This window comes from Dasania sp. GY-MA-18, from assembly GCF_024734385.1.
Lineage (GTDB): Bacteria > Pseudomonadota > Gammaproteobacteria > Pseudomonadales > Dasaniaceae > Dasania > Dasania phycosphaerae.
Genome location: NZ_JANHAP010000007.1, coordinates 48606 through 70454, shown reverse-complemented (window position 1 = coordinate 70454; position 21849 = coordinate 48606). Strand labels below are relative to the sequence as shown.

General features: G+C 49.7%; 21 protein-coding genes and 1 tRNA gene. 12 read left to right on the top strand and 10 right to left on the bottom strand.

From position 1 onward, the window contains the following. The 3 genes from NO559_RS09690 to NO559_RS09680 are packed head-to-tail and all read right to left on the bottom strand — an operon-like array spanning position 1 to position 2274. Entirely contained in the window at positions 1–720 is a 720-nt protein-coding gene (locus tag NO559_RS09690; protein WP_258331624.1) for a hypothetical protein, read from the bottom strand. Further along, positions 717–1322, bottom strand: coding sequence for a PilN domain-containing protein (locus tag NO559_RS09685; RefSeq protein WP_258331623.1), 606 nt, complete (start codon positions 1320–1322; stop codon positions 717–719). The genes NO559_RS09690 and NO559_RS09685 overlap by 4 nt, the downstream gene beginning before the upstream one ends. Continuing rightward, positions 1309–2274 carry a hypothetical protein gene (locus NO559_RS09680; RefSeq protein ID WP_258331622.1) on the bottom strand — a complete coding sequence of 322 codons (966 nt, stop codon included), beginning with the start codon at positions 2272–2274 and terminating at the stop codon, positions 1309–1311. The genes NO559_RS09685 and NO559_RS09680 overlap by 14 nt, the downstream gene beginning before the upstream one ends. Positions 2275–2559: 285 nt before the next feature. Between NO559_RS09680 and NO559_RS09675 the strand changes: the two genes are divergently transcribed. From NO559_RS09675 to NO559_RS09665, 3 genes are all read left to right on the top strand, one after another. Continuing rightward, positions 2560–3174, top strand: coding sequence for a TetR/AcrR family transcriptional regulator (locus NO559_RS09675; RefSeq protein ID WP_258331621.1), 615 nt, complete (start codon positions 2560–2562; stop codon positions 3172–3174). 254 nt (positions 3175–3428) lie between these two features. Continuing rightward, positions 3429–5759 (top strand): TonB-dependent receptor, encoded by a 2331-nt coding sequence (locus NO559_RS09670; RefSeq protein ID WP_258331620.1) that lies wholly within the window; start codon positions 3429–3431, stop codon positions 5757–5759. Between the two features lie 89 nt (positions 5760–5848). Beyond that, complete coding sequence (locus NO559_RS09665; RefSeq protein WP_258331619.1) at positions 5849–7816, top strand: tetratricopeptide repeat-containing sulfotransferase family protein; 1968 nt, start codon at positions 5849–5851, stop codon at positions 7814–7816. Positions 7817–8478: 662 nt separating this feature from the next. On the opposite strand, the gene NO559_RS09660 is transcribed toward NO559_RS09665, so the two are convergent. The 4 genes from NO559_RS09660 to NO559_RS09645 form a co-directional block, all read right to left on the bottom strand. Continuing rightward, positions 8479–8943 carry a tRNA (cytidine(34)-2'-O)-methyltransferase gene (locus NO559_RS09660; protein ID WP_258331618.1) on the bottom strand — a complete coding sequence of 155 codons (465 nt, stop codon included), beginning with the start codon at positions 8941–8943 and terminating at the stop codon, positions 8479–8481. A gap of 85 nt (positions 8944–9028) precedes the next feature. After that, positions 9029–9505: a protein-export chaperone SecB gene (gene secB / locus NO559_RS09655; protein WP_258331617.1), complete on the bottom strand. Its 477-nt coding sequence runs from the start codon at positions 9503–9505 to the stop codon at positions 9029–9031. 29 nt (positions 9506–9534) lie between these two features. Beyond that, positions 9535–9798 (bottom strand): glutaredoxin 3, encoded by a 264-nt coding sequence (gene grxC, locus NO559_RS09650; RefSeq protein WP_258331616.1) that lies wholly within the window; start codon positions 9796–9798, stop codon positions 9535–9537. After that, positions 9798–10211 (bottom strand): rhodanese-like domain-containing protein, encoded by a 414-nt coding sequence (locus tag NO559_RS09645; protein WP_258331615.1) that lies wholly within the window; start codon positions 10209–10211, stop codon positions 9798–9800. Before NO559_RS09645 ends, grxC begins: the two co-directional genes overlap by 1 nt. 299 nt (positions 10212–10510) lie before the next feature. Here NO559_RS09645 and gpmI point away from each other — a divergent pair, with 299 nt between their 5' ends. From gpmI to NO559_RS09620, 5 genes are all read left to right on the top strand, one after another. Continuing rightward, on the top strand, positions 10511–12070 hold the full coding sequence (gpmI, locus tag NO559_RS09640) for a 2,3-bisphosphoglycerate-independent phosphoglycerate mutase (RefSeq protein ID WP_258331614.1): 1560 nt from the start codon (positions 10511–10513) through the stop codon (positions 12068–12070). A gap of 130 nt (positions 12071–12200) precedes the next feature. Next, the gene (locus tag NO559_RS09635) at positions 12201–13382 is read left to right on the top strand and encodes a murein hydrolase activator EnvC (protein WP_258331613.1); all 1182 of its coding nucleotides are present in this window, start codon (positions 12201–12203) and stop codon (positions 13380–13382) included. An 82-nt stretch (positions 13383–13464) separates the two neighbouring features. Next, positions 13465–14847: a S41 family peptidase gene (locus NO559_RS09630; RefSeq protein ID WP_258331612.1), complete on the top strand. Its 1383-nt coding sequence runs from the start codon at positions 13465–13467 to the stop codon at positions 14845–14847. A 9-nt stretch (positions 14848–14856) separates the two neighbouring features. After that, complete coding sequence (locus tag NO559_RS09625) at positions 14857–15675, top strand: divergent polysaccharide deacetylase family protein (RefSeq protein WP_258331611.1); 819 nt, start codon at positions 14857–14859, stop codon at positions 15673–15675. A gap of 158 nt (positions 15676–15833) precedes the next feature. Further along, the gene (locus tag NO559_RS09620; RefSeq protein WP_258331610.1) at positions 15834–16067 is read left to right on the top strand and encodes a DUF6316 family protein; all 234 of its coding nucleotides are present in this window, start codon (positions 15834–15836) and stop codon (positions 16065–16067) included. Between the two features lie 130 nt (positions 16068–16197). On the opposite strand, the gene hisF is transcribed toward NO559_RS09620, so the two are convergent. The 3 genes from hisF to hisB all read right to left on the bottom strand — a co-directional run bounded on the left by hisF (position 16198) and on the right by hisB (position 18358). Beyond that, positions 16198–16971: an imidazole glycerol phosphate synthase subunit HisF gene (gene hisF / locus NO559_RS09615; protein WP_258331609.1), complete on the bottom strand. Its 774-nt coding sequence runs from the start codon at positions 16969–16971 to the stop codon at positions 16198–16200. Between the two features lie 51 nt (positions 16972–17022). Continuing rightward, a complete protein-coding gene (gene hisH, locus NO559_RS09610) occupies positions 17023–17673 on the bottom strand; it encodes an imidazole glycerol phosphate synthase subunit HisH (RefSeq protein ID WP_258331608.1) in 651 nt (216 codons plus the stop codon). Between the two features lie 91 nt (positions 17674–17764). Continuing rightward, complete coding sequence (hisB, locus tag NO559_RS09605) at positions 17765–18358, bottom strand: imidazoleglycerol-phosphate dehydratase HisB (RefSeq protein WP_258331607.1); 594 nt, start codon at positions 18356–18358, stop codon at positions 17765–17767. A 147-nt stretch (positions 18359–18505) separates the two neighbouring features. Between hisB and mutY the strand changes: the two genes are divergently transcribed. From mutY to NO559_RS09585, 4 genes are all read left to right on the top strand, one after another. Beyond that, complete coding sequence (mutY, locus tag NO559_RS09600) at positions 18506–19552, top strand: A/G-specific adenine glycosylase (protein ID WP_258331606.1); 1047 nt, start codon at positions 18506–18508, stop codon at positions 19550–19552. 16 nt (positions 19553–19568) lie between these two features. Further along, on the top strand, positions 19569–19844 hold the full coding sequence (locus NO559_RS09595; protein ID WP_258331605.1) for an oxidative damage protection protein: 276 nt from the start codon (positions 19569–19571) through the stop codon (positions 19842–19844). Between the two features lie 83 nt (positions 19845–19927). Continuing rightward, a tRNA-Phe gene (locus tag NO559_RS09590) sits at positions 19928–20003 on the top strand. Between the two features lie 888 nt (positions 20004–20891). Further along, positions 20892–21827 carry an HPP family protein gene (locus NO559_RS09585; RefSeq protein WP_258331604.1) on the top strand — a complete coding sequence of 312 codons (936 nt, stop codon included), beginning with the start codon at positions 20892–20894 and terminating at the stop codon, positions 21825–21827. Positions 21828–21849: the final 22 nt, after the last annotated feature.

Below are 21849 nucleotides of genomic sequence, written 5' to 3'. Positions count from 1 at the left end.
TTAAACACCTATCCAGTCTTGCGATAAGCTCACTGTATGTACTTCTAGGGTGATATTGGCTTTAGGGTATTGTGTCACTTCGTAATGCATAGCATCCCAATTAAAACGCCAAGGCAACTGCGATAAGGCCTCAAAATAATCTATAGCGGCAGGGTAGCTGCCCTCTAAGCGCAAAATAAAGCTGTGTTTGTACAAGCCCTGTTTTTTATCTGCCTCTTTATTCGCTTCTTTATTCGCGGCGGCTGCCATGCGCGGCTTATTTTGTGCGGCCTGCTGCTGATCAATTAAGGTCTCTACCGGTTTATTCTCTAAAGATAATAATTTTAATTTAGTGTTCTCAGCTAACACCTTCTCTAATACCTGCGGCATTAGCTTGGGAGGGATTAGTGTTAAGATAGATGCCTGTATATTTTTATCCAAGCGCTGTAGCTCGGCATTGAGTTTATCGCGCTGGGCCAGCTTAGCCTTGTTGACACCGGCAGCTAATATCATTTCTAGCTGCTGTTTTTCTAATTGTTTTTGCTGCTGCTGACTGACCAGCTGCTGTTGCTGACGCGCCATTAATTGGTTGTTTTTTAACACCGGCTCCAGCAATAGCCATTGGAAAGCAAAGCCCAATACCGCCAGTACCATAACAAATACCATCACCCGCTCGCGGGTTTGCAGGGCATCTATTTGCGACTGCCAGCCAGTTATGCGCTCTTTTAGGGCATCACTCATAACTTTTCATCCTTAGCCGCAGCTCGCATCTCAAAACGCAGGGCGTTGCGCTGTTTTTCAGCCTGCGCCATACGCAACACATTAAACTGCTGGCCATTAAACACCTGCTCTTGCGATAGACGCTGCACATATTGCGGCAAGTATTCGGGCTTTAAGGTATAGCCCACTAAGGCCATTTGCCCGCCCTGCTTGCCTAAAATAATTTCGGTAAACCACAAGCCCTGTAATTGCTGGCGCGCCAAACCATTTAAGTGCTCGGAAAACCCTTTTTGCTGATACTGATCATCCGGGTCTATGCTGGCCAGCAGTTGGCGCCTAAAGCGTATCGCTGACTCTAAGCTGGCCAACTCATTGATTAAGCTAGAGTTATTTTCGGCGGCTTGTTTTTTAGCATTTAAGGCGTCTACCACCTTTACCAGTTCAGCCTGCTCGGCGCGGCGCTGCTGTAAATCTTGGTTAAGTCCTGCTTGCTGCCATAGCAAGCCCGCATATACCAGCACCAGCAATACCATGAGTGCAGCCAATAAGCCGGCCTGCTGCCGGGCTGAAAATGGCGGCTCTACTACCCGGTCTAACTGGGAGACAAAATTAATATGCTGCATTAACGGCCTCCGCTGTCTGCTCTGCATTGGCGTCTTTTTGCTTACCGGGACCGGTAGCTGCGCCTATAGCGGTAATAGCCGTGGCCAAGGTTTCGGCGGGCAACTCACTTTGTAGCAGGCCTTTAACATTTAGCGGTGCCACATTTAAACCCAGCTGCATAGCCAGAAACTCGCCCATTGCGACGGTACGTTCAGTTGCAGGTGAGTAGTACAAATTAGAGATAATGCCTTTACCCAATTGGCTTTCGTAAAAATCCAGTGAGCGCTGAATTTCTAATAACAGCGCTTCAAACTGCTGCAGGTGATCACCCTCACCGTCAAATGACGCCAAACCTATATCCAGCTTACGGCTGAGGTAAATATTGCCATCCTCAACTAGGTTGATAAAACCTTCGTCTTCTAATAAGTGCAATATGGCTACACCGCCCCGCACTTCGGGTAGGGCGTAACATAAATTATGCAAAGCCAGCTCGGATATCTCTATAGCCTGCAGCACTAAGCCCGCCTGTTCTATGGTTTCAGCCAAGCCCTGCAAGCTATTTTTGCGCATAACCGCCGCATATAGCATGGCTTTACGACCGCGATAAGCGTCATCGGGCAAGGTGAAGAAATCAACCGCGGCATCGGCCAAGGGGTAATCAACAAAGTCTTTTAAGCGCCAGCGCACGGCTTCGGCCATCTCGGCCGCTTCAACCGCCGGTGACTCAGCTAGCGTCAGCTGGTAATAAAGAGGGTGCAATACCAAGCTACAGGGGCAGGCATGCCAGCCCTGCTCGGTGACTAAGGAGCTGAGTAAATCGGCGCTATCGCCGGGCTGGGGGTAGTTTTGGCAAAAATCCACCACTCCCGCCGCGTTGATATGGGCAACGCTTAGGCCATCTGGCCCCATAGCCACGCCCACTCGCCCCGATACCGTATTGTTATTTTTCAACCAGGGAATTGTTATTTTCATTCGCCCTGAGTTTCTCCCTCAGCTATTAAAATACCTGCTAAACGCCACCGCATTGTTGCAGATTTGCCTATAACTTCACAGTTTACTTGTTATTTTTTTTGTAAGCCTCTGCTTTTTATAGCAAATTTCTGTAATAAATCGAGCTTTAACCCCGCTATTTATCGCCTATGTTGCAAACAATAGCCAAGCCCAGAAACACCGCCCAATAATAAAATTATACATAGGGCCAAAAATCAGCCAAAATTTAGCTCATATTTCTAACCGCCCAACCCAAGGGAGCACACAATGGCTGCAAGTACGCCAGACAATGTCGGTAAAACCATCAAAGGCAACAGCAAGCGCCAGCAAATACTCTGCATCGCCAGGCAGATTATTGATGAGCAGGGCTACCAGGAGCTGAGCTTTAACCACATTGCCAGCCAGCTAGGGGTGAGGAAATCCAATGTGCAGTATTACTTCCCCTCCAAGCAATCGCTAATGAACGCCCTCATAGACGAAGCTAGAAACTATACCGATAAAGACCTGTTTCGCGGCGAAACCGACTTCAGCATAGATCCCGAAAAAACCTTTATGCGCTATGTTAGTGACTGCGTGGGCAGCCTGTTTAAATCCTCGGACCGCAACTTCTTCCGCAACCTGTTCTGGCTGGCCACCTACGACGATAAAATAGCCGACGATGTAAAAGAGCTATACCAAGTGTATATAGATGACCTCACCCGCCTGGTCACCCTGCTCAACCCCTATATCAGTATTGAAGAGTGTCGCGCCAAAGCCACGATTATCGTGTCTTTATACGAGGGCCTAGGGGTGGTGGTAGATACTGATTTGCAGCTTAGCTCCTCGCAAAAACTGATAGAAGCCACCCATCAAAGCGCCCTAATGATAGCCAAACAAGCCTAAATCCAGCGGCAAACCGCTGCTACAACGCCATCTTTTAGACGGCACTTACCGCACCCTCCCCCCTCATTCCGCGGGCCCTACAGCACATTTTTGGCCCGCAACCAAATATATTGGTAATAATTCGCGCTTTATGCCAGACTGCGCCTGCTTTAAAAAGTTAGTTAAAGCTTGTTTTTACAAAGAGATCAGATCCCAGCGAGCAGCATAACCATAACAACAGCTCGCCTCACGATGTATTTTTTGGAGACACCATAATGAAAAAAAGCAGTTTGGCCCTAGCCATAGGCGCCACCCTTAGCACCCCGTTTGCACTAGCACAAGAAGTGCAATCTTGGGCTATAGAAGAAGTTATTGTTACCTCGCAAAAGCGCATGCAAACGCTGCAAGATATCCCCATTGCAGTATCGGCCTTTACCGGTGACTTTATCGCCGATGCCAATATCACTGATGTAAAATCCCTAACCACGCTAACCCCAGGGGTAACTGGCGATTCTGATGACAGTTTCCTGGATACCATCAATATACGCGGGATAGTTACTAACGATTTCGGCGTGGGTGCCGAGCCCTCTATTGGCCTATACCAAGACGGCGTATACCTAGGCCGTACCGGTGGTGCTGTTACCAGCTTCTTCGACATAGAAATGGTTGAAGTAGTAAAAGGCCCACAAGGTACACTGTTTGGCCGCAATTCTTCTGCTGGTGCGATCAGCATGTCCACCAAAAAGCCCAGTGAAGAACAAACAGGCTCTGTTGCCTTAGGTTTAGGCGAAGACAATCTGGTTTCTTTTGACGGCATGATCAACATTCCGCTAAACGACGAATTTGCCGTGCGTGCGGCGGTCTATCATGAAGAGCAAGATGGCTGGCTGAAAAACATTGAAACCGGCAACAAATACGGCGGCATCAATATAGATGCCATGCGCCTATCTTTTGGTTATACCGGCGAAGCTTTAACCGCTGTACTGTCTTTGGAATATGAAGATAGAGAAGGCGACGGCACTGTATACACCGTACAAAACGCTGACGGTTCAGCCTTTAATGGCTGGAACGCACCCACCTCAAAATATGACGAAGTTGCCAGCGATTTAGGCGATGCCAGCCACGACGAGGCCGATGTTTGGGGCGCAACCCTAACCTTAGAATATGACCTAAGTGATGAATACGCCTTAACCTCGATTACCGGCATACGCGGCCATAACTACTCTTATTTAGAAGACTTCGATGGCTCAGCATTTGCCATAGATCACTACAGCCAAAACCAAGAGCAAAAATACTATAGCCAAGAATTTCGTATTAACTACGAAGGCGAAGGTAGCATCACTTGGTTTGCCGGTGTTTCTTATTATAAAGAAGAGCTAGACGCGGTTATTGGCGACAGCTATGACGAAGAAACCCAGTGTAACTTTGCCATCGCCAGCTACTATGGCCTTAGCGATATAGATCAAGGCGGTTGCGCCAGCTATTACTATTTTGCCTACTACGGTGGTGGCGCTGCTGGTGCAGGTTACGTTACTGAACGCCGCGAAGTCGATGCCGAGTATGATGGCTGGGGGGTATACGGTGATATTACTTGGGCCGCTACCGAAGACTTAGAAGTTACCCTAGGCGCTAGATACACCGAAGACAGCCGTAACTTTGGCCTGTGGATGAAAGAAGATGTAGGTTTCAACAACCCCTCGATTTTCAATGGCGCAGCCTATACCGATGGCTTTATTTATGCGGATGAAAGCTGGAGCAATTTATCACCTCGCCTTGCAGTGAATTACTATATTAACTACGACATTTCTGTTTACGCTAATATTTCACAAGGCTATAAAGCCGGTGGCTTCAACTCCAGCGACCTAAGCTACAGCGACGGCCTAACCACCACTGACTTCTTAATTGATGCGCTTACCGGTGGTGACGGCAACGCCACAGACTACGCGATGATTGAAGAGTTCGACCAAGAAGAAGTCACCAACACCGAAATTGGTATTAAATCAAAATGGTGGGACAGCCGCATAGAAGCCAAAGCCAGCGTCTTCCAGTACAGCTTTGACGACTACCAGGTTAACTTCTTTGACGTCGATGCTAATGCCACTAAAGTCGCTAACGCCGGTGACGCCGAAGGCCAGGGTATAGAAGCTGATATACGCATACTGCCTACAGCCAATTTGGATATTTACTTGGGCGTAGCCTTTTTAGATACCGAGTTGACCAAGTTAAAAGCCGCCGCGGTATGCGACACCGACTGTGAAGGCAACACCTTGCCCGGCACCGTTAAATCCAGCTATGCCTTGGTAGGTACTTACACCCTACCACTAGAGCGCAGCGAAGTGCGTTTCACAGTTGAAAACTTCTATCAAAGTGACGCACCAGTGGATTTTGATGGCCGCAGAGACTTGCGCGCCGACAGCTACAGCAAAATCAACTTGCGCACGGTTTACTCGCACGATGATGGCTGGACTGCCGAAGCTTATGTTGAAAACCTAACCAATGAAGAGTACTACAAAGGCGCAGCCTACGGTGACTTCAGCATAGGTGCACATAAGTTTTCACCAGCCAGACAACGCACTGTTGGTGTTAACTTACGCTACGACTTCTAAACAAAGTTAAGGCAATACCATTAAAAGGGCTGGCCATGGGCCGGCCCTTTTTGTTTTACTAGTATGAGTTTTAAACGAGTGAATCAACTATGGCCATAAACCCTAGAGAAATATTCTTCCAAGCCCTAAACGCATTTAAAACCGGCCAGGTTGATGAGGCAGAGTCGCTGTGTAAAAAACTACTGCAACTCAACCCTAAAGAAGTCAATACACTCAGGCTATACGGCCAAACCCAACAACATAAAGGCCAGCTACAAGAAGCCGAAAAAGCCTATACGGCCGTTATACAGCTAGCCCCCGATTATGCCCATGCCTATATGGATTTAGGTCTGGTCAAAAAAGATCAAAATGATTTAGCCAGCGCCGAACAATATTTACAAAAAGCCCTGCAATTAGACGCTAAATTAAACCCTGCCCTACGCGCGCTGCACGAAGTATTACTCGCACAGGGCAAAACCGAACAAGCCCAAGCCATGAGCGGCCACTTCCAACAACGCGAACAAATCGCCGACTGGGTACAACAAGCACTACAACAATTTCGCAGCGGCGATTACCAAGCGCTGGAAAAAACAGGCCAAAGCGTATTAAACGCCGACCCTAACAACGTCCCCATACTGCTAATATTAGCCGACTATGCCAGCTCTAAACTACAACCCCAGCGCGCCGAAAAATTCTACCGCGATATTTTAGCCAAAGCTCCAGAAAACTGGCGAGCATGGAATGGCCTGGGCCGCGCCCAATTACTGCAAGACAAAACCGATGCGGCCGCTGAAAGCTTAAAGCGCAGCTTAGAAATCAACCCCAATGCCGATGAAACCCAAATCATCAAAGCCGAAAGCCACATAAAAAACCATCAGCACGAACAGGGCATAGCGCTGTTAAAAAGCCTGCTAGAAAAATCGCCTGCATTAAACCCCGCCCGCGCCCAACTAGGCCTAGCCTTAAAAACTCTGGGGCAACAGGAGCAGGCAATCGAAGAGTTTCTAAGCTGTATTAGCCACAATAAATACTACGGCGAAGCCTATTGGGCGCTATCGGACATGAAAACCTTTTCGTTTAGCGACCAGCAAATAGCCGCCATGCAAGAAGCCTTAACACAAGACGAGCTACGTGAAAAAGATCAGGTTTATTTAGGCTATGCCTTGGGCAAAGCGTACGAACATAAAAAGGAGTACCGCAGCGCTTTTAACTATTACCAACAAGCCAACCGCGTGCAAAAAACGCTAGTACACTACAGCGCCCAGGAAAACAGTGAGCAAACCGATAAAATTATCGCCACCTACAATGCCGACTTTTTTGCCCAACTAAACAATCACGCTAACCATGAGGTAACCCCTATTTTTGTGGTCGGCCTGCCCCGTTCCGGCTCTACTCTGCAAGAGCAAATACTGGCCAGCCACTCACAGATAGAAGGCACTCAAGAACTACCCTACATGCCACGCATCGCTAGCCGCATGGACAGCCTGCACCCCAAAAGCAAAAATCCCAGCGACCCCGCCAGCCATCTAACGCTGAGCAATATTCAAAAAGCCGCAGCACATTATTTAAAACAGGCTGAATTTCATCGGCAACAAAAAACGCCGTTTTTTATCGACAAACTGCCCAACAACTTTGCCCATATCGGTTTGATTTTAGCTTTATTCCCCAACGCAAAAATCATTAACGCCAAACGCCACCCCATGGACAGCTGCCTGGGCTGCTATAAACAATTATGGGCCATAGGCCAACACTTCACCTACGACTTAACCGACCTGGGCTTATATTACCGCGACTATGAGCGCCTAATGCAGCACTGGCATAACGTATTGCCCGGTAAAATTTTAGATGTGCAGTATGAAGATGTGGTAGACGATGTGGCCAGCCACGTGCAGCGCTTACTCGAATACTGTGAACTGCCCTTTGAGCAAGCCTGTGTTGATTTTCACCAAACCCAGCGCGCGGTAAAAACTTCCAGCTCCGAACAAGTACGCAAACCCATTTACCGCTCGGCTCTGGCGTACTGGCAAAATTTCGGCGACTTGCTAGACCCCTTGCAAGAGGCACTGTCTGAGAAATAAGTACGAACTGTAGTTATGGATTGCTGTCACGATGCCCCTCGCACATCGTGCCAATTTTTTAAATCGCCAAAATTCGAACGCTCTGCGATCGCAGGGAATGCCCCAAGGTTCTTGCGGAATATAAAAGATGAGCGCTGAGTGAACGGATGAGACCGGCTTTCCCGCAGGGCGGGCTCAGCAGGGAGTGAAGGCAGCCCGGAGGGCCGCCATCATGGAGCAAGAACCTTGGGGCATTGCCGAATTAAGAACTTCTCATTATCTACACCAAAAGAAAAGCTTGGGTTAATACAGTGGTTTATTAAACCCGATGGCTGAGCCGGATGCCGCCGCTACATGGTCCGGCCCCTCCGGGGTGCCCGCGTCCGCTACTGAGCCTTAAAACGCTGCGCTGTCTCATCCGCTACCACGGCCAGCCCTTTTATATTTCGCGACAGCACCCGGCTCAGCCCTCTTGCATCGTGCGAATGCTGATTTTTCGATTTAAAAAACTGTACTCTAATGCCACCGCCATTGCCGAGTTAAAAAAAATCCACCTAACAAACAGCAAACTTTGAATAGATTTTGTTTTTCTTACAGCTTGCCTCTTGTGGCTTGCATCTCAGCCTGAAAGGCTGATAAAAACTTAGCTCTTGCAGCTTAAAGCTCGCCTTTCACGGCAACAATCATACGCCGCCAGCAAAGCCCTGTTGCCGCCAAGCCTCATAACTAATAATCGCTACCGAGTTAGACAAATTCAAACTGCGACTATTAGGCTGCATAGGAATACGCAGGCGGTTTTCTAAGGCTATGCTATTCATCACCTCATCGGGCAAGCCGCTGGTTTCTGAACCAAACAACAATACATCATCAGCCTGGTATTGCAGCTGATCATGGGGCCTGCTGCCTTTAGTGGTGCATGCCAATATGCGCCTATCGCCCATCGCCTCTTTAAAAGCGGCGTAATCGGGGTAGCGCGTTACGCGGCTTAAGTCGCTATAGTCCAGGCCAGCGCGGCGCAATTTTTTCTCTTCAAAATCAAAACCCATGGGCTCAATAATATGCAACTGACAACCGTTATTGGCTATCAAGCGAATAATATTGCCCGTATTAGGGGCTATACGCGGTTCGAATAAGGCAATATGAAACATAAGGCTCTCTCAATGTACTTTTTGGCTCGCCCTAAACTAAAAAACCGCAGCTAATCACTGCGGTTTTTTAGTAGCGCTTTCAAACTTAGTGCGCTTCGGGTGCAGCCGGTGCTTCAGCTTGTGCTTGCTGCTCAGCGGCGGCTTTTTGCATGGCTTGCATGTATAAAGCTTCAAAGTTTACTGGCTGTAAGCCTATGGCGGGGAAACCACCTTTAATCGCCAGGTTATCTACGGCTTCGCGCACATAGGGGAATAGCAGGTTAGGACACATAATGCTAACCGCACGGCGCAACTGCTCATCCTCTAAACCTTTAATAAGGAATATGCCTGCTTGATGCACTTCAATTAAAAAGGCCACGCTATCATCTAGCTTGCCAGTGATGGTTACCGACAAAGTCACTTCGTATTGGTCATCAGACAGCTTGTTATTTTTGCTACCTAAATCTACTTGTATCTCGGGCTGCCACTGTTTGGTAAAAACTTCGGCACCTAAAGGCGCTTCAAAAGATACGTCTTTAACGTATAAACGTTGTACTGCAAATTGTTGTTCATTCTCAGCCATGCTGACACCTCTTCTTTATTGTATTTACACTAGCCAGCACACTGTACTAATGCGTCGAATTCCCCTGCGCGTTCCAGCGCAAACAAATCATCACAACCACCGACATGAGTATCACCTATCCATATCTGTGGCACGGTGTGGCGGCCGCTCTTTTGCATCATCTCTTGACGCAATTCAGGGTTGCCGTCCACGATTAACTCTTTTATCGCTACGCCCTTGCTCTGTAATAACTGCTTAGCACGCATGCAAAAAGGGCAGTAATTAGAGCTATACATTAATACTTCTACAGCCATTATGATACCTCGGGTAACTGCATGCTTTTCCACTCCATCATACCGCCGCTAAGCCTAAACACCTGCTCAAAGCCCGCCGCCGATAGCTGCTTACCTGCAGCCCCTGAGTGTTGACCCATTTTGCATACCAGCACTATAGGCCGGTCACGGTAAGGCTCTAATTCACCTAAACGAGTCGCAAAGCTACTGGAGGGGATATTAATGGCATCAACGATATGGCCAGCTTTAAATTCAGCCTTATCCCGCAAATCAATAACCACCGCCTGCTCTTTATTAACTTTATTGATCATTTGTTGCGGTGACAAGCTGGCACCGCCTTTTTGTGATTCATACTTCATTAGCAGAACAAAACACACCAAAACAGCGCTGGCGAGCATCCACTGTTGCCCTAAAAATTCTACAAACAATGCCATATCTATGTATTACCTAAACCAGTATTCAAGGGCTAGCGCCCACCACAGCAAGTTGCTGCGGCTATATGCCCTAGCAAAGCTGGCGATTATACACAGCCTAGGCGCTTTTCTCACGGCTAAATCGCCACTCTCAGATTAGCCGCATCGCTATTAGCCAAACCCAGCCAATACCGGTAAAATTCGCTGCCTTAGAGATAAGGGCAAAAAGCCAGTCTTCAAGCCCTTACTGGGATTAACAGCGCCCTTGCGAGTTGTCACCATCATTTATCGCCGCCATTTATCACCACTATAGAGACATTATGAATACTGAAAACCCAAAAAAGCCTGTCGTTTTAGTCATTCTGGATGGCTGGGGTCATCGCGAAGCCCCCGAAGACAATGCCATATACCACGCCCACACACCCAACTGGGATAACTTGCTCAAGCAATACCCCAACACTTTAATCTCAGGTTCAGGCCCCGACGTAGGCCTACCCGAAGGGCAAATGGGTAACTCAGAAGTGGGCCACATGAGCCTGGGAGCCGGGCGTGTGGTTTACCAAAATATCAGCCGCATAGACAAGGCCATAGCCGACGGTGATTTTTTTCAAAACCCCGCGTACATCAACGCCATAGACAAGGCTCAAGCCCAAGGTAAAGCAGTACATATTTTCGGCCTGCTTTCAGCCGGTGGCGTACACAGCCATGAAAATCATATTGCCGCCATGGTGAAGATGGCTGCCCAACGCGGTGCCGAAAAAGTCTATGTACATGCCTTTTTAGATGGTCGCGACACGCCGCCGCGCAGCGCGCTGCCCTCACTACAAGCATTAGACCAGCAATTTAAGCAGCTAGGCTGCGGCCGCATCGCCAGCTTGGTGGGCCGCTACCACGTCATGGATAGAGACAATCGCTGGGAGCGCGTACAACCCGCCTACGAATTGCTCACCCAGGCTAAAGCCGCCTACCGCTACGACAATGCCAGCGCAGCCTTAGCCGCCGCCTATGCCCGCGACGAAAACGATGAGTTTGTCGCCCCCAGCGTCATACAGGCAGAGGGTGAAGCCGAAGCCAGCATTAACGATGGCGACAGCGTAATTTTTATGAACTTTAGAGCCGACCGCGCCAGAGAAATCACCCGCGCCTTTGTCGACAGTGACTTTGCTGGCTTTGAACGCGCTAAAACCCCAGCACTGGCCAGCTTTGTAATGAGCACCGAATACGCTGCTGACATTAAAGCCGACTGCGCCTTCCCCCCCGAAAAGCTAACCAACAGCTTTGGCGAATTAATGGCGAAGCTGGGCAAAAAACAACTGCGCATAGCCGAAACTGAAAAGTACGCCCACGTCACCTTCTTTTTTAGCGGTGGCCGTGAATCCCTATACCAAGGCGAAGACCGCGAGCTCATCCCCTCACCGGATGTAGCCACCTACGATTTAAAACCGGAAATGAGCGCCCCTGAAGTCACCGAAAAACTCTGCGCCGCCATGGCCAGCGGTAAGTACGACGCCATTATCTGCAACTATGCCAATGGCGACATGGTAGGCCATACCGGCGTATTCAGCGCTGCCGTTAAAGCCGCCGAAGCCATAGATGCCAGTGTTAAAGCCGTCACCGATGCGGCCCTAGCCCATGGCTTCGACTGCCTAATCACCGCCGACCACGGCAACTGTGAGCAAATGCACGATCACGAGTCTGGCCAGGCCCACACCCAGCACACTACCGAGCATGTGCCTTTTGTCTATGTAGGCAAGCGCACCGTGAGCATAGCCAAGCCAAACGGCCGCTTAGCGGATGTTGCCCCCACCATGCTAGCGCTAATGGGGCTAAAGCAACCGGCAGAGATGACGGGCGAATCACTGTTAAACATTGCAGATTAAGCCCCTCACTATAAAGCGGGCTGCCGAGCCAGCCCGCTTTATAAAAAGCTAAACCAGATGCTGAACCAAACAGCCAACACCATACTCTTATAGCCCGCACAACATTGATAATAAAAGAGGCTGCTCCGCCATGGCCAATATGCGCCTACCGCTAGCGATATTTGTTTTACGCCGCGCTGTTTACCTAGCCCTGTGTGCCTGCCTATGCCTGAATATTAGCGCTGCGCTAGCCGATGACAGCCGCGCCAATAAAGCCCAGCTGCAACAATTAAGCAAAGAAGTGGCACAATTAAAAAAACTATTGTCGGGTTTTCAATCACAGCGCTCCGAATTAGAAAACGCATTGCGACAAGCCGAAATCAATATAGGCCAGCTGCAAACTCAAATTAGCAAAACCCAGCAGCAACTTAATAGCGAACAAAAAGCGCTGCAACAACTGCAAAGCCAGCGCCATGCTCTACAAGGCCAAAAGCGGCAGCAACAGCAGCAAATCGAGCAGCAAATACGCTCGGCGTTTCAAATCGGGCAGCAGAAAAAACTCAAGGTCTTGCTGAACCAAGAAGACCCAGAAAAACTCAGCCGGGCACTGGCCTATTACGATTATTTTAACCGCGCCCGCGCCCAGCAAGTATCGGCCTATGCCGACACCATAGCCAACATCAACAAACTAGAGCCCGCGATACAGCAAAAAACCGAAACGCTAAAACAAGCTAAAGCACAGCTGCAGCAAGAGCATAAAGCCCTGCTCAGCAATAAAAGCACCCGTGAGCAAAGCCTGGCCAAAATTAACAGCAGCATTAAAAGCAAGCACCAGCACCTTAGCAAACTCAATCAGGATAGAGCAGAACTGGAACGCTTAATCGAAGCGGTAGAGCAAACCATTGCCAACATCAGCATACCCACAGATTACCGCCCCTTTGCACAACTCAAAGGCAAACTACCCTGGCCTCTGGTTGGCAAAGCCAGCAACAGCTTTGGCAGCCGCCGCAGCAACAGTGAGCTGCGTTGGCAGGGGGTAAACATACGCGCCAACGCTGGTAGCAGCATTAAAGCCATACACCATGGCCGCGTAGTTTTTTCCGACTGGCTGCGCGGCTACGGCTTGCTTATTATTATTGATCACGGCGATGACTATATGAGCCTATACGGCCACAACCAAAGCTTATTACGCGAAACTGGCGACTGGGTGAGCAGCGGCGAGATCATAGCCACCACCGGCAACAGTGGCGGCCAACAACAAAGCGGCGTTTATTTTGAAATACGCCACAACGGCAAACCCAGCAACCCCGCACTGTGGTGCAAACGCAGCTAAACTGACACCAGCCTATAAGCCAGTTACAATCAGCCCCATGGCTTAAACATCACTAGCCCAGCCAAACCAATAAGGACTATTCATGACGCTACTGCCTTTTTCACTGGCCACCCTACCCAGCTTAACCCTATGCGCAGCACTGCTGTCCTTTGCAGGCTTGGCGCAAGCCCAAAACGATGATGAGGCCGAGCATAGCGCCCCTACGCAAAATGAAGAGCAAATGGGCAAACTGCCCTTAGACGAACTGCGCACCTTTGCCGATGTATTCAACCACATACGCTTAAGCTATGTAGAAGAAGTGGATGATGAAACCCTATTGGAATACGCCATACAGGGCATGTTAGAGGGCTTAGACCCACACTCTAATTATTTAAACGAGGACTCCTACGACGACCTGCAAGTCAACACCTCGGGAGAGTTTGGCGGCCTGGGTATGGAAGTGGGCATGGAAAATGGCTTTGTTAAAGTCATCACCCCCATAGACGACACCCCCGCCGATAAAGCGGGCATAGAACCTGGCGACCTAATTATTAAATTGGGCGACCAGCCGGTTAAAGGCCTAAACCTAAGCGAGGCGGTCAAGCTAATGCGCGGCCCCAAGGGCAGCAAAATCAATATCACCATAGTGCGCGAAGGTACCGCCCAACCTTTTGATATCACCCTTAAGCGCGACATCATCAAAGTAGCCAGCGTCAAAAATAAAGAGCTAGAACCCGGTTACCAATATGTGCGCATAGCCCAGTTTCAAGCCAATACCGGGCAAGAGTTTCAAGACATACTGAAAAAAACCCACAGCGCCAACAAGCCTCTTAAAGGCCTGATTATAGATTTACGCAACAACCCCGGCGGCGTCCTGCAAAGCTCGGTAGAAGTGGTAGATGCCCTAGTAAAAGAGGGGTTAATCGTTTACACCCTGGGCCGCATAGAAAATGCCGACTTCCGCCACTCCGCCACCGGCAGCGACTTAATAGATGGCACCCCAGTAGTGGTATTAATTAACGGCGGCTCGGCCTCAGCCTCAGAGATCGTAGCCGGCGCCCTGCAAGATCATCGCCGCGCGGTCATTATGGGCACCAACAGTTTTGGTAAAGGTTCGGTGCAAAGCGTGGTCCCCATAGCTGAAAACCGCGCCATTAAACTCACCACCGCCCGCTACTACACCCCCAGCGGCCGCTCTATACAAGCACAGGGCATAGCCCCCGATATAGAAGTAGAGCGCGCCAAAATCGAAACCATTAAAACCCGCGGAGGCATTACCGAAGCCGACCTTAAGGGCCATTTAAAAAGCGGCAACGGCGAAGAGAGCACCAGCAAAGAGCGCCGTAAAAAGTTGGATACCGCCCTGTTTAACCGCGACAACCAACTCTATGAGGCCCTCAACCTACTCAAGGGTTTAAACATTTTAAACGCTGGTAAAACCCCGTTAGAACATAGCCAACCCGCATCAGCCAGCAAGGCTTTATAGTAAAACCCTATGAAAGCACTGCTCGCCCTAATCATGCTGAGCTGCTTAAGCCTAAGCAGCCATGCCAAACAACCTACGGTTATTATCGTTATCGATGATATAGGCCACAGCTATGAGTTGGGGCAACAAGCCATACAGCTGCCCGGCCCAGTTAATTATGCGGTGCTGCCCCACAGCCCCAACGGCCCAAAGTTAGCCGAGCTGGCCCACCAGCTGGGTAAAGAGGTGCTACTGCATGCCCCCATGAGCACCATAGACGGCACCTCGGCAGGGCCTGGGGAACTTGCCCCTAACCTTAACGAGCAACAGTTCACCAGCCGCTTGCAACAAAACCTCGAGGCCATCCCCCATGTGACAGGCCTTAACAATCACATGGGCAGCCTGCTCACCCAAATGCCCAAGCCCATGGCCTGGCTGATGGCTGAGCTAAAACGCCAGCAGCTGTATTTTTTGGATAGCCGCACCAGCCCCCTCACCGTGGCAGAGCAAACCGCCAAGCGCTATCACATCCCCCATTTAAAGCGCGATATATTCTTAGACAACCAACGCAACCCTGCCGCCATTAGCCGCCAGTTTGAAAAACTGCTGCGCCTGGCCAATAAACAGGGCTATGCGGTAGCCATAGGCCACCCCTACCCCGAGACCATCGCCGTGCTACAGCAGGCGCTACCGGCCCTGAGCTTGCGCGGTTATAAGCAGCAATTAGCCTCTAGGTTTTTATTGCCTACTAGCCAGCCCTGCCAGCCACAGCAGGCTCTGGAGCAACTGCTGTTTAAACCGTGCAGCAGTAACTCCCATTCCAGCCCGGCACTGGCGACAATTAAATAACACCAAAACTATGTCGCAGCGCCAAAAAAATTATGGACTTAGTTTTTATTTCGACAAATACACCAAAACAGGGATAAACGGCCAAAAAAACGGTTCCATATCATAGAAATCACGCTAAACTATTGGAAACTTAACAAGAGCTGAGACTGAATCTAGCCATGAGCGATATGATGCAAAGATCCGAAGATGTATACGGTGCACCTATCCCTGTCAGAACCGATCGTTTTTTCGCAGCGCAGGGAGCCTGGTATTTTTCCACAAGGGAAGGTTCATCTATAGGCCCATTTGAAGATAAAAACGAGGCCAAACGCGGCCTTGAAGATTTTATCGAATTTATGACCTTAGCCGAGCCTAAAACGTTAGATCAACTGCATAACGCTTTAGCCAGCTAATTATATTCTTCACAGCGATTAAGCGATTGCTGCTAATAACACAGCGGCTAATTTATTTGCCTTGCGTTTTTAGCCGCATAAAAAAGCCCAGCATCAAGCTGGGCTTTTGACGTTTTAGCGCTAGCTTAAGTTATAAACGCACTTCTACGCCTTGCTCGGCCATAAAGCGCTTGGCCTCAGGCACAGTATATTCGCCAAAGTGAAAAATGCTGGCCGCTAACACCGCATCGGCACCGCCCTCTTTCACGCCATCGACTAAGTGCTGTAAGTTGCCTACACCACCAGAGGCGATCACCGGCACACATACCGCATCACTAATCGCCCGCGTTAGCGCCAAGTCAAAACCCAGCTTAGTGCCATCGCCATCCATGCTAGTTAATAAAATTTCACCGGCACCATAGTCAGCCATTTTTTTCGCCCACTCTACCGCATCTATGCCCGTAGCTTTGCGACCGCCGTGAGTAAATATTTCCCAGCGCAGTGGCTCACCGGCAGCGCTGACTTTTTTCGCATCTATGGCCACCACTATGCACTGAGCACCAAATTTTTCGGAAGCCTCTTTAACAAAATCGGGGTTATAAATCGCCGCCGAATTAATACCAATTTTATCGGCCCCGGCATTTAACATCGCCCGTATATCTTCCACCGTACGTATGCCACCGCCCACGGTTAAGGGGATAAATACCTGCTCGGCAATTTGCTCTACGGTATGTATGGTAGTGGCGCGGCCTTCGTGAGTGGCAGTAATATCCAAAAAGGTAATTTCATCAGCGCCCTGCTCGTTGTAGCGCTTGGCCACCTCTACCGGGTCGCCGGCATCGCGTATATCAACAAAGTTAACCCCTTTGACCACGCGACCGTTCTCTACATCCAAACAGGGGATTATGCGTTTTGCTAAAGCCATACTATTTACTCACGCGCCTGACAGGCGTTATAAAAATCTACTCGACTAGTTTTAACTTTGGCCATCCCAGCTTAAAAAGTTTTGCAGCAACTGCAGGCCTGCGGTGCTGCTTTTTTCGGGATGAAACTGCGCGGCAAAAACATTATCTCGACTAATCGCAGCATTAATATTAACGCCATAGTCGGTAGTGCCCATCACCATATCGCTATCTTGTGCCTGTACATAAAAACTGTGCACAAAATAAAAGCGCTCGTCCTGGGCAATATTAGCCCATAGAGGGTGCGGCTTTTGCTGATGCACATGGTTCCAGCCCATGTGCGGCACTTTTAGCTTTTGGCCGTTGGCATCTTGTAAGTGCTCGCCAAAAAATTTGACCTCACCGGGGTAAAAGCCCAAGCAATCCACACCGCCGTTTTCTTCGCTGCGCTGCATTAAGGCTTGCATGCCCACGCAGATCGCCAACAAGGGCTTAGTCTGCATAGCCTCGGCCACCACTTGATCTATGCCTAAGCGCAAAATTTCTGCCATGCAATCGCGTATTGCCCCTACGCCAGGAAACAGCACTCGATCAGCTGCTAGAATTTTTTCGGGATCACCGCTAACCAGCACCTCAACATTGTCACCCACATGTTCCAGTGCGCTAGCCACTGAGTGCAGATTACCCATGCCATAATCAATGACCGCAATAGTAGATTTTGCCATGAACCAGCCAGCCTAAATAAAAGTGTCTATAAAAATAAAACGGTACAAGAATAACGCCGCGCTTTAAGCTAAAGAACGGCGTATACAAAAATCACAAAGCGCCTTTAGTGGAAGGCATAATACCTGCCATGCGCTCATCTGGTGTTAACGCCATGCGCAGGGCGCGACCAAAAGCCTTAAAGACTGTTTCGGCTTGGTGGTGGGTATTTTTGCCGCGCAGATTATCGATGTGCAGAGTGACTTGCGCGTGGTTTACAAAACCGTGAAAAAATTCTGAAAATAAATCCACATCAAAACCACCTACGCTGCCACGGGTGTAAGGCACGTGGTACTCCATACCGGCGCGGCCAGAAAAATCGATTACCACCCGCGACAAAGCCTCGTCTAAGGGTACATAGGCGTGGCCGTAACGGGCTATACCTTTTTTGTCGCCTACGGCTTTGGCAAAGGCCTGCCCCATAGTAATGCCTATATCTTCAACGGTGTGGTGATCATCTATGTGCAGGTCACCTTTGGCCTTAACATCCAAATCTATCATGCCGTGACGGGCAATTTGGTCCATCATGTGGTCAAGAAAGGGCACGCCCGTTTCAAACTTGCCTGTGCCGGTGCCATCGAGGTTAATCGATACCGTGATTTGGGTTTCTAGGGTATCCCGTGAAACAGTGGCCTTGCGGTCCGCCATAGTAGTCTCCAATCGACTGTAGCCTCAGCGCGATTAAAATAATCCGCAACCGAGTATTTGCCTGTAAAGTTGGTTATTATAAAAAAACCGCAGCATGATTACACCCACTCATTTCAAACAGCCCAGCTTAATAAGCCCCAGCAACTTATGCCCAAAGCCTTTAACTTCAGCCTAGCCGTGCTCAAATGGTTTGATCAGCATGGCCGCAAAGACCTACCCTGGCAGCACAACATCACCCCCTACCGGGTTTGGGTGTCGGAAATCATGCTGCAACAAACCCAAGTCGCCACCGTAATCCCCTATTTTGAGCGCTTTATGGCCCAGCTACCCACCGTGCAAGACTTGGCCCAGGCCAGTGAGGATGAGGTGCTACACCTGTGGACAGGGCTGGGTTATTACAGCCGCGCCCGCAACCTGCACAAAAGCGCGCAAATCGTCTGCAATGAGCTGCGCGGCGAATTCCCCAGTGATGTGGCCAGCCTCTGCGAGCTGCCCGGCATAGGCCGCTCCACCGCCGGAGCCATTAGCGCCATCGCCTTTGGCCAAGTTGCCGCTATTTTGGATGGCAACGTCAAACGCGTGTTGGCCCGCTGCTACGCCATAGCCGGCTGGCCGGGCAAAGGTGATGTATTAAAAGCCCTGTGGCACCAAGCCGAAGCGCTCAAACCCACTAAGCGCATCGCCGACTACACCCAGGCGATGATGGATTTAGGCGCCACCCTATGCACCCGCAGCAAGCCCCAGTGTGAACGCTGCCCCCTGCAGCAACACTGCCTAGCCTACGCCCAGCAGAACCAAGCCGACTACCCCGGCAAAAAGCCCAAAAAAGCCCTGCCAGTAAAGGCGACTTGCATGCTGATTCTGGAAAACGAACAGGGTGAGCTATTACTGGAAAAACGCCCCAACAGCGGCATCTGGGGCGGGCTGTGGATATTCCCACAATTGGAAACGCCCCAACATATAGACCAACACCTAGCGGATGAAAAGCTCATCACCCTAGATAAACAGCAGCAGTGGCCCAGCTATCGCCACACCTTTAGCCACTACCACTTAGACATCACCCCCGTACATATCAAAGTGCGCGCACACAGCCAGCAAGTAGCCGAACGCCAGCAGCTCTGGTATAACAGGGCGCAACCGGCCAATGTGGGGCTAGCCGCGCCCATTAAAAAACTACTCGCCCAGTTAAACTAATCTTTTGGAGCCCATCATGGCACGCACCGTATTTTGTAAAAAATATCAGCAAGAATTACCCGGCCTCAATGCCCCCCCTTACCCCGGCCCCAAAGGCCAGGAAATTTTTGAGCAGGTTTCGCAACAGGCCTGGCAGGAATGGCAAAAACACCAAACCATGCTGATTAACGAACGCCACCTCAGCATGATGGACGCCAAAGACCGCAGCTTTTTGCAGGAGCAAATGGACAAATTTCTCAGCGGTGACGACTACGAACTAGCCGAAGGCTATGTACCCGAAAACAAATCCTAACAAGGGCTTGACTCATCGCGGCTGAAACTGTTTAATACGCGCCTCTTGTAGCCCAGCTGAGTTGATCACGGGTTATACAGCAGGCCCGGTTAGCTCAGTCGGTAGAGCAGGGGATTGAAAATCCCCGTGTCGGTGGTTCGATTCCGCCACCGGGCACCATTATTCTTAAAGAAAACCCGCATTTGGCAACGAGTGCGGGTTTTCTTTTTTCTATCGCAAGGAATCGATCCACAGTGGTTCGATGCATGAATGCCATCCTTGGCATTCACCCTACGGGCAGCCTAACGGCTGTGTTAAACGGCTTTCCTGCCGTTTAATCCGCCACAACATCATTTATTTTAAAAAAGCCATATTTGGCAACGAGTGCGGGTTTTCTTTTTCCTATCGCAAGGAATCAAACCACTGCGGTTCGATGCATGGATGCCATCCTTAGCATTCACCCTATGGGCAGCCTAGCGGCTGTGTTAAACGGCTTTCCTGCCGTTTAATCCGCCACAACATCATTTATTTTAAAAAAGCCATATTTGGCAACGAGTGCGGGTTTTCTTTTTCCTATCGCAAGGAATCAAACCACTGCGGTTCGATGCATGAATGCCGTCCTTGGCATTCACCCTACGGGCAGCCTAACGGCTGTGTTAAACGGCTTTCCTGCCGTTTAATCCGCCACAACATCATTTATTTTAAAAAAGCCATATTTGGCAACGAGTGCGGGTTTTCTTTTTTCTATCGCAAGGAATCAAACCACTGCGGTTCGATGCATGGATGCCATCCTTGGCACTCACCCTACGGGCAGCCTAGCGGCTGTGTTAAACGGCTTTCCTGCCGTTTAATCCGCCACCTGCATTAGTATTTTTAAGTAAGCCTATATTTAAAACATCGAGCGTGTTTTTTAAAACGCAAGAAAGCAAACCTTCACTGCCCAATTTATGAATAACATTTGCACAGTCCACCCCACAGCTTTACCATGCCCGCCTCAAGATTTTCTGCACTTGCTGCAATCCACACATCATCCCCTTGCAGCTCTGCTTGATGTATTAAGGTAAGCCCGTGTTAAAAACATTCACTCACTTTATAGGCCTGGAGCACAGCACCACCAGCCATAAAGAAAAACTCATCTCTACACTTGGCGCACTGTTAGGTATAGCTGCAATTTATGGCCTATCCACACTGCTATTTACTGGCTGGGCGGCCACCTTGATTGTGGCCTCTATGGGAGCTACTGCGGTGCTGTTATTTGCGGTACCACACGGCACTTTATCGCAGCCCTGGGCGGTGGTGATGGGGCATGCGGTATCGGCATTTATAGGCATTAGCTGCCAAAAATATTTGGGGCAGTACGCCATTGCACCGGCCTTGGCAGTGGGCCTAGCGGTGGGCGCCATGAGTTATTTGCGCTGTATACATCCACCCGGGGGTGCCACAGCGCTAACAGCCGTGATTGGTGGACCAGAGATAGCCGAGCTGGGTTATGCTTATTTGCTCAACCCTATAGCTTTGAATGTACTGGCAATTATGACTATCGCCTTTATTTTTAATAATTGTTTTTATTGGCGCCGCTACCCTCACGCCTTAATGGCGGCCCCCGCTAAAGCCAGCACCAGCCCACAGCCCCTGCACTTAAACCACGAAGATTTATCGGCTGCCATGCACGACATGGATACTTATATAGATGTTAGCTCAGAAGAGCTGGCCTTATTATTTGAAAAAGCCTGGGCGCATTCACGCCTCAGCCGCAGTAAGCCTATAGATATAGGGGTAACGCGCTGCTACAGCAATGCCGGCATAGGCAGGGAGTGGTGTATACGGCAGGTGTTAGACATGCCCACCGAAAACTCTGACAAAAATGCCCGTTTAATTTATAAAAACTTAGCGGGCCACAACGCCAATCAATCAGGCATATGCACCGTGGAAGAGTTTGCTCAGTGGGCCAGCTTTGAAGTGGTATTAGAATTAGGGCGCTGGGTTAAAGTAATTCCCAAATAAACTGTTTATTTTTCGCGTCAAA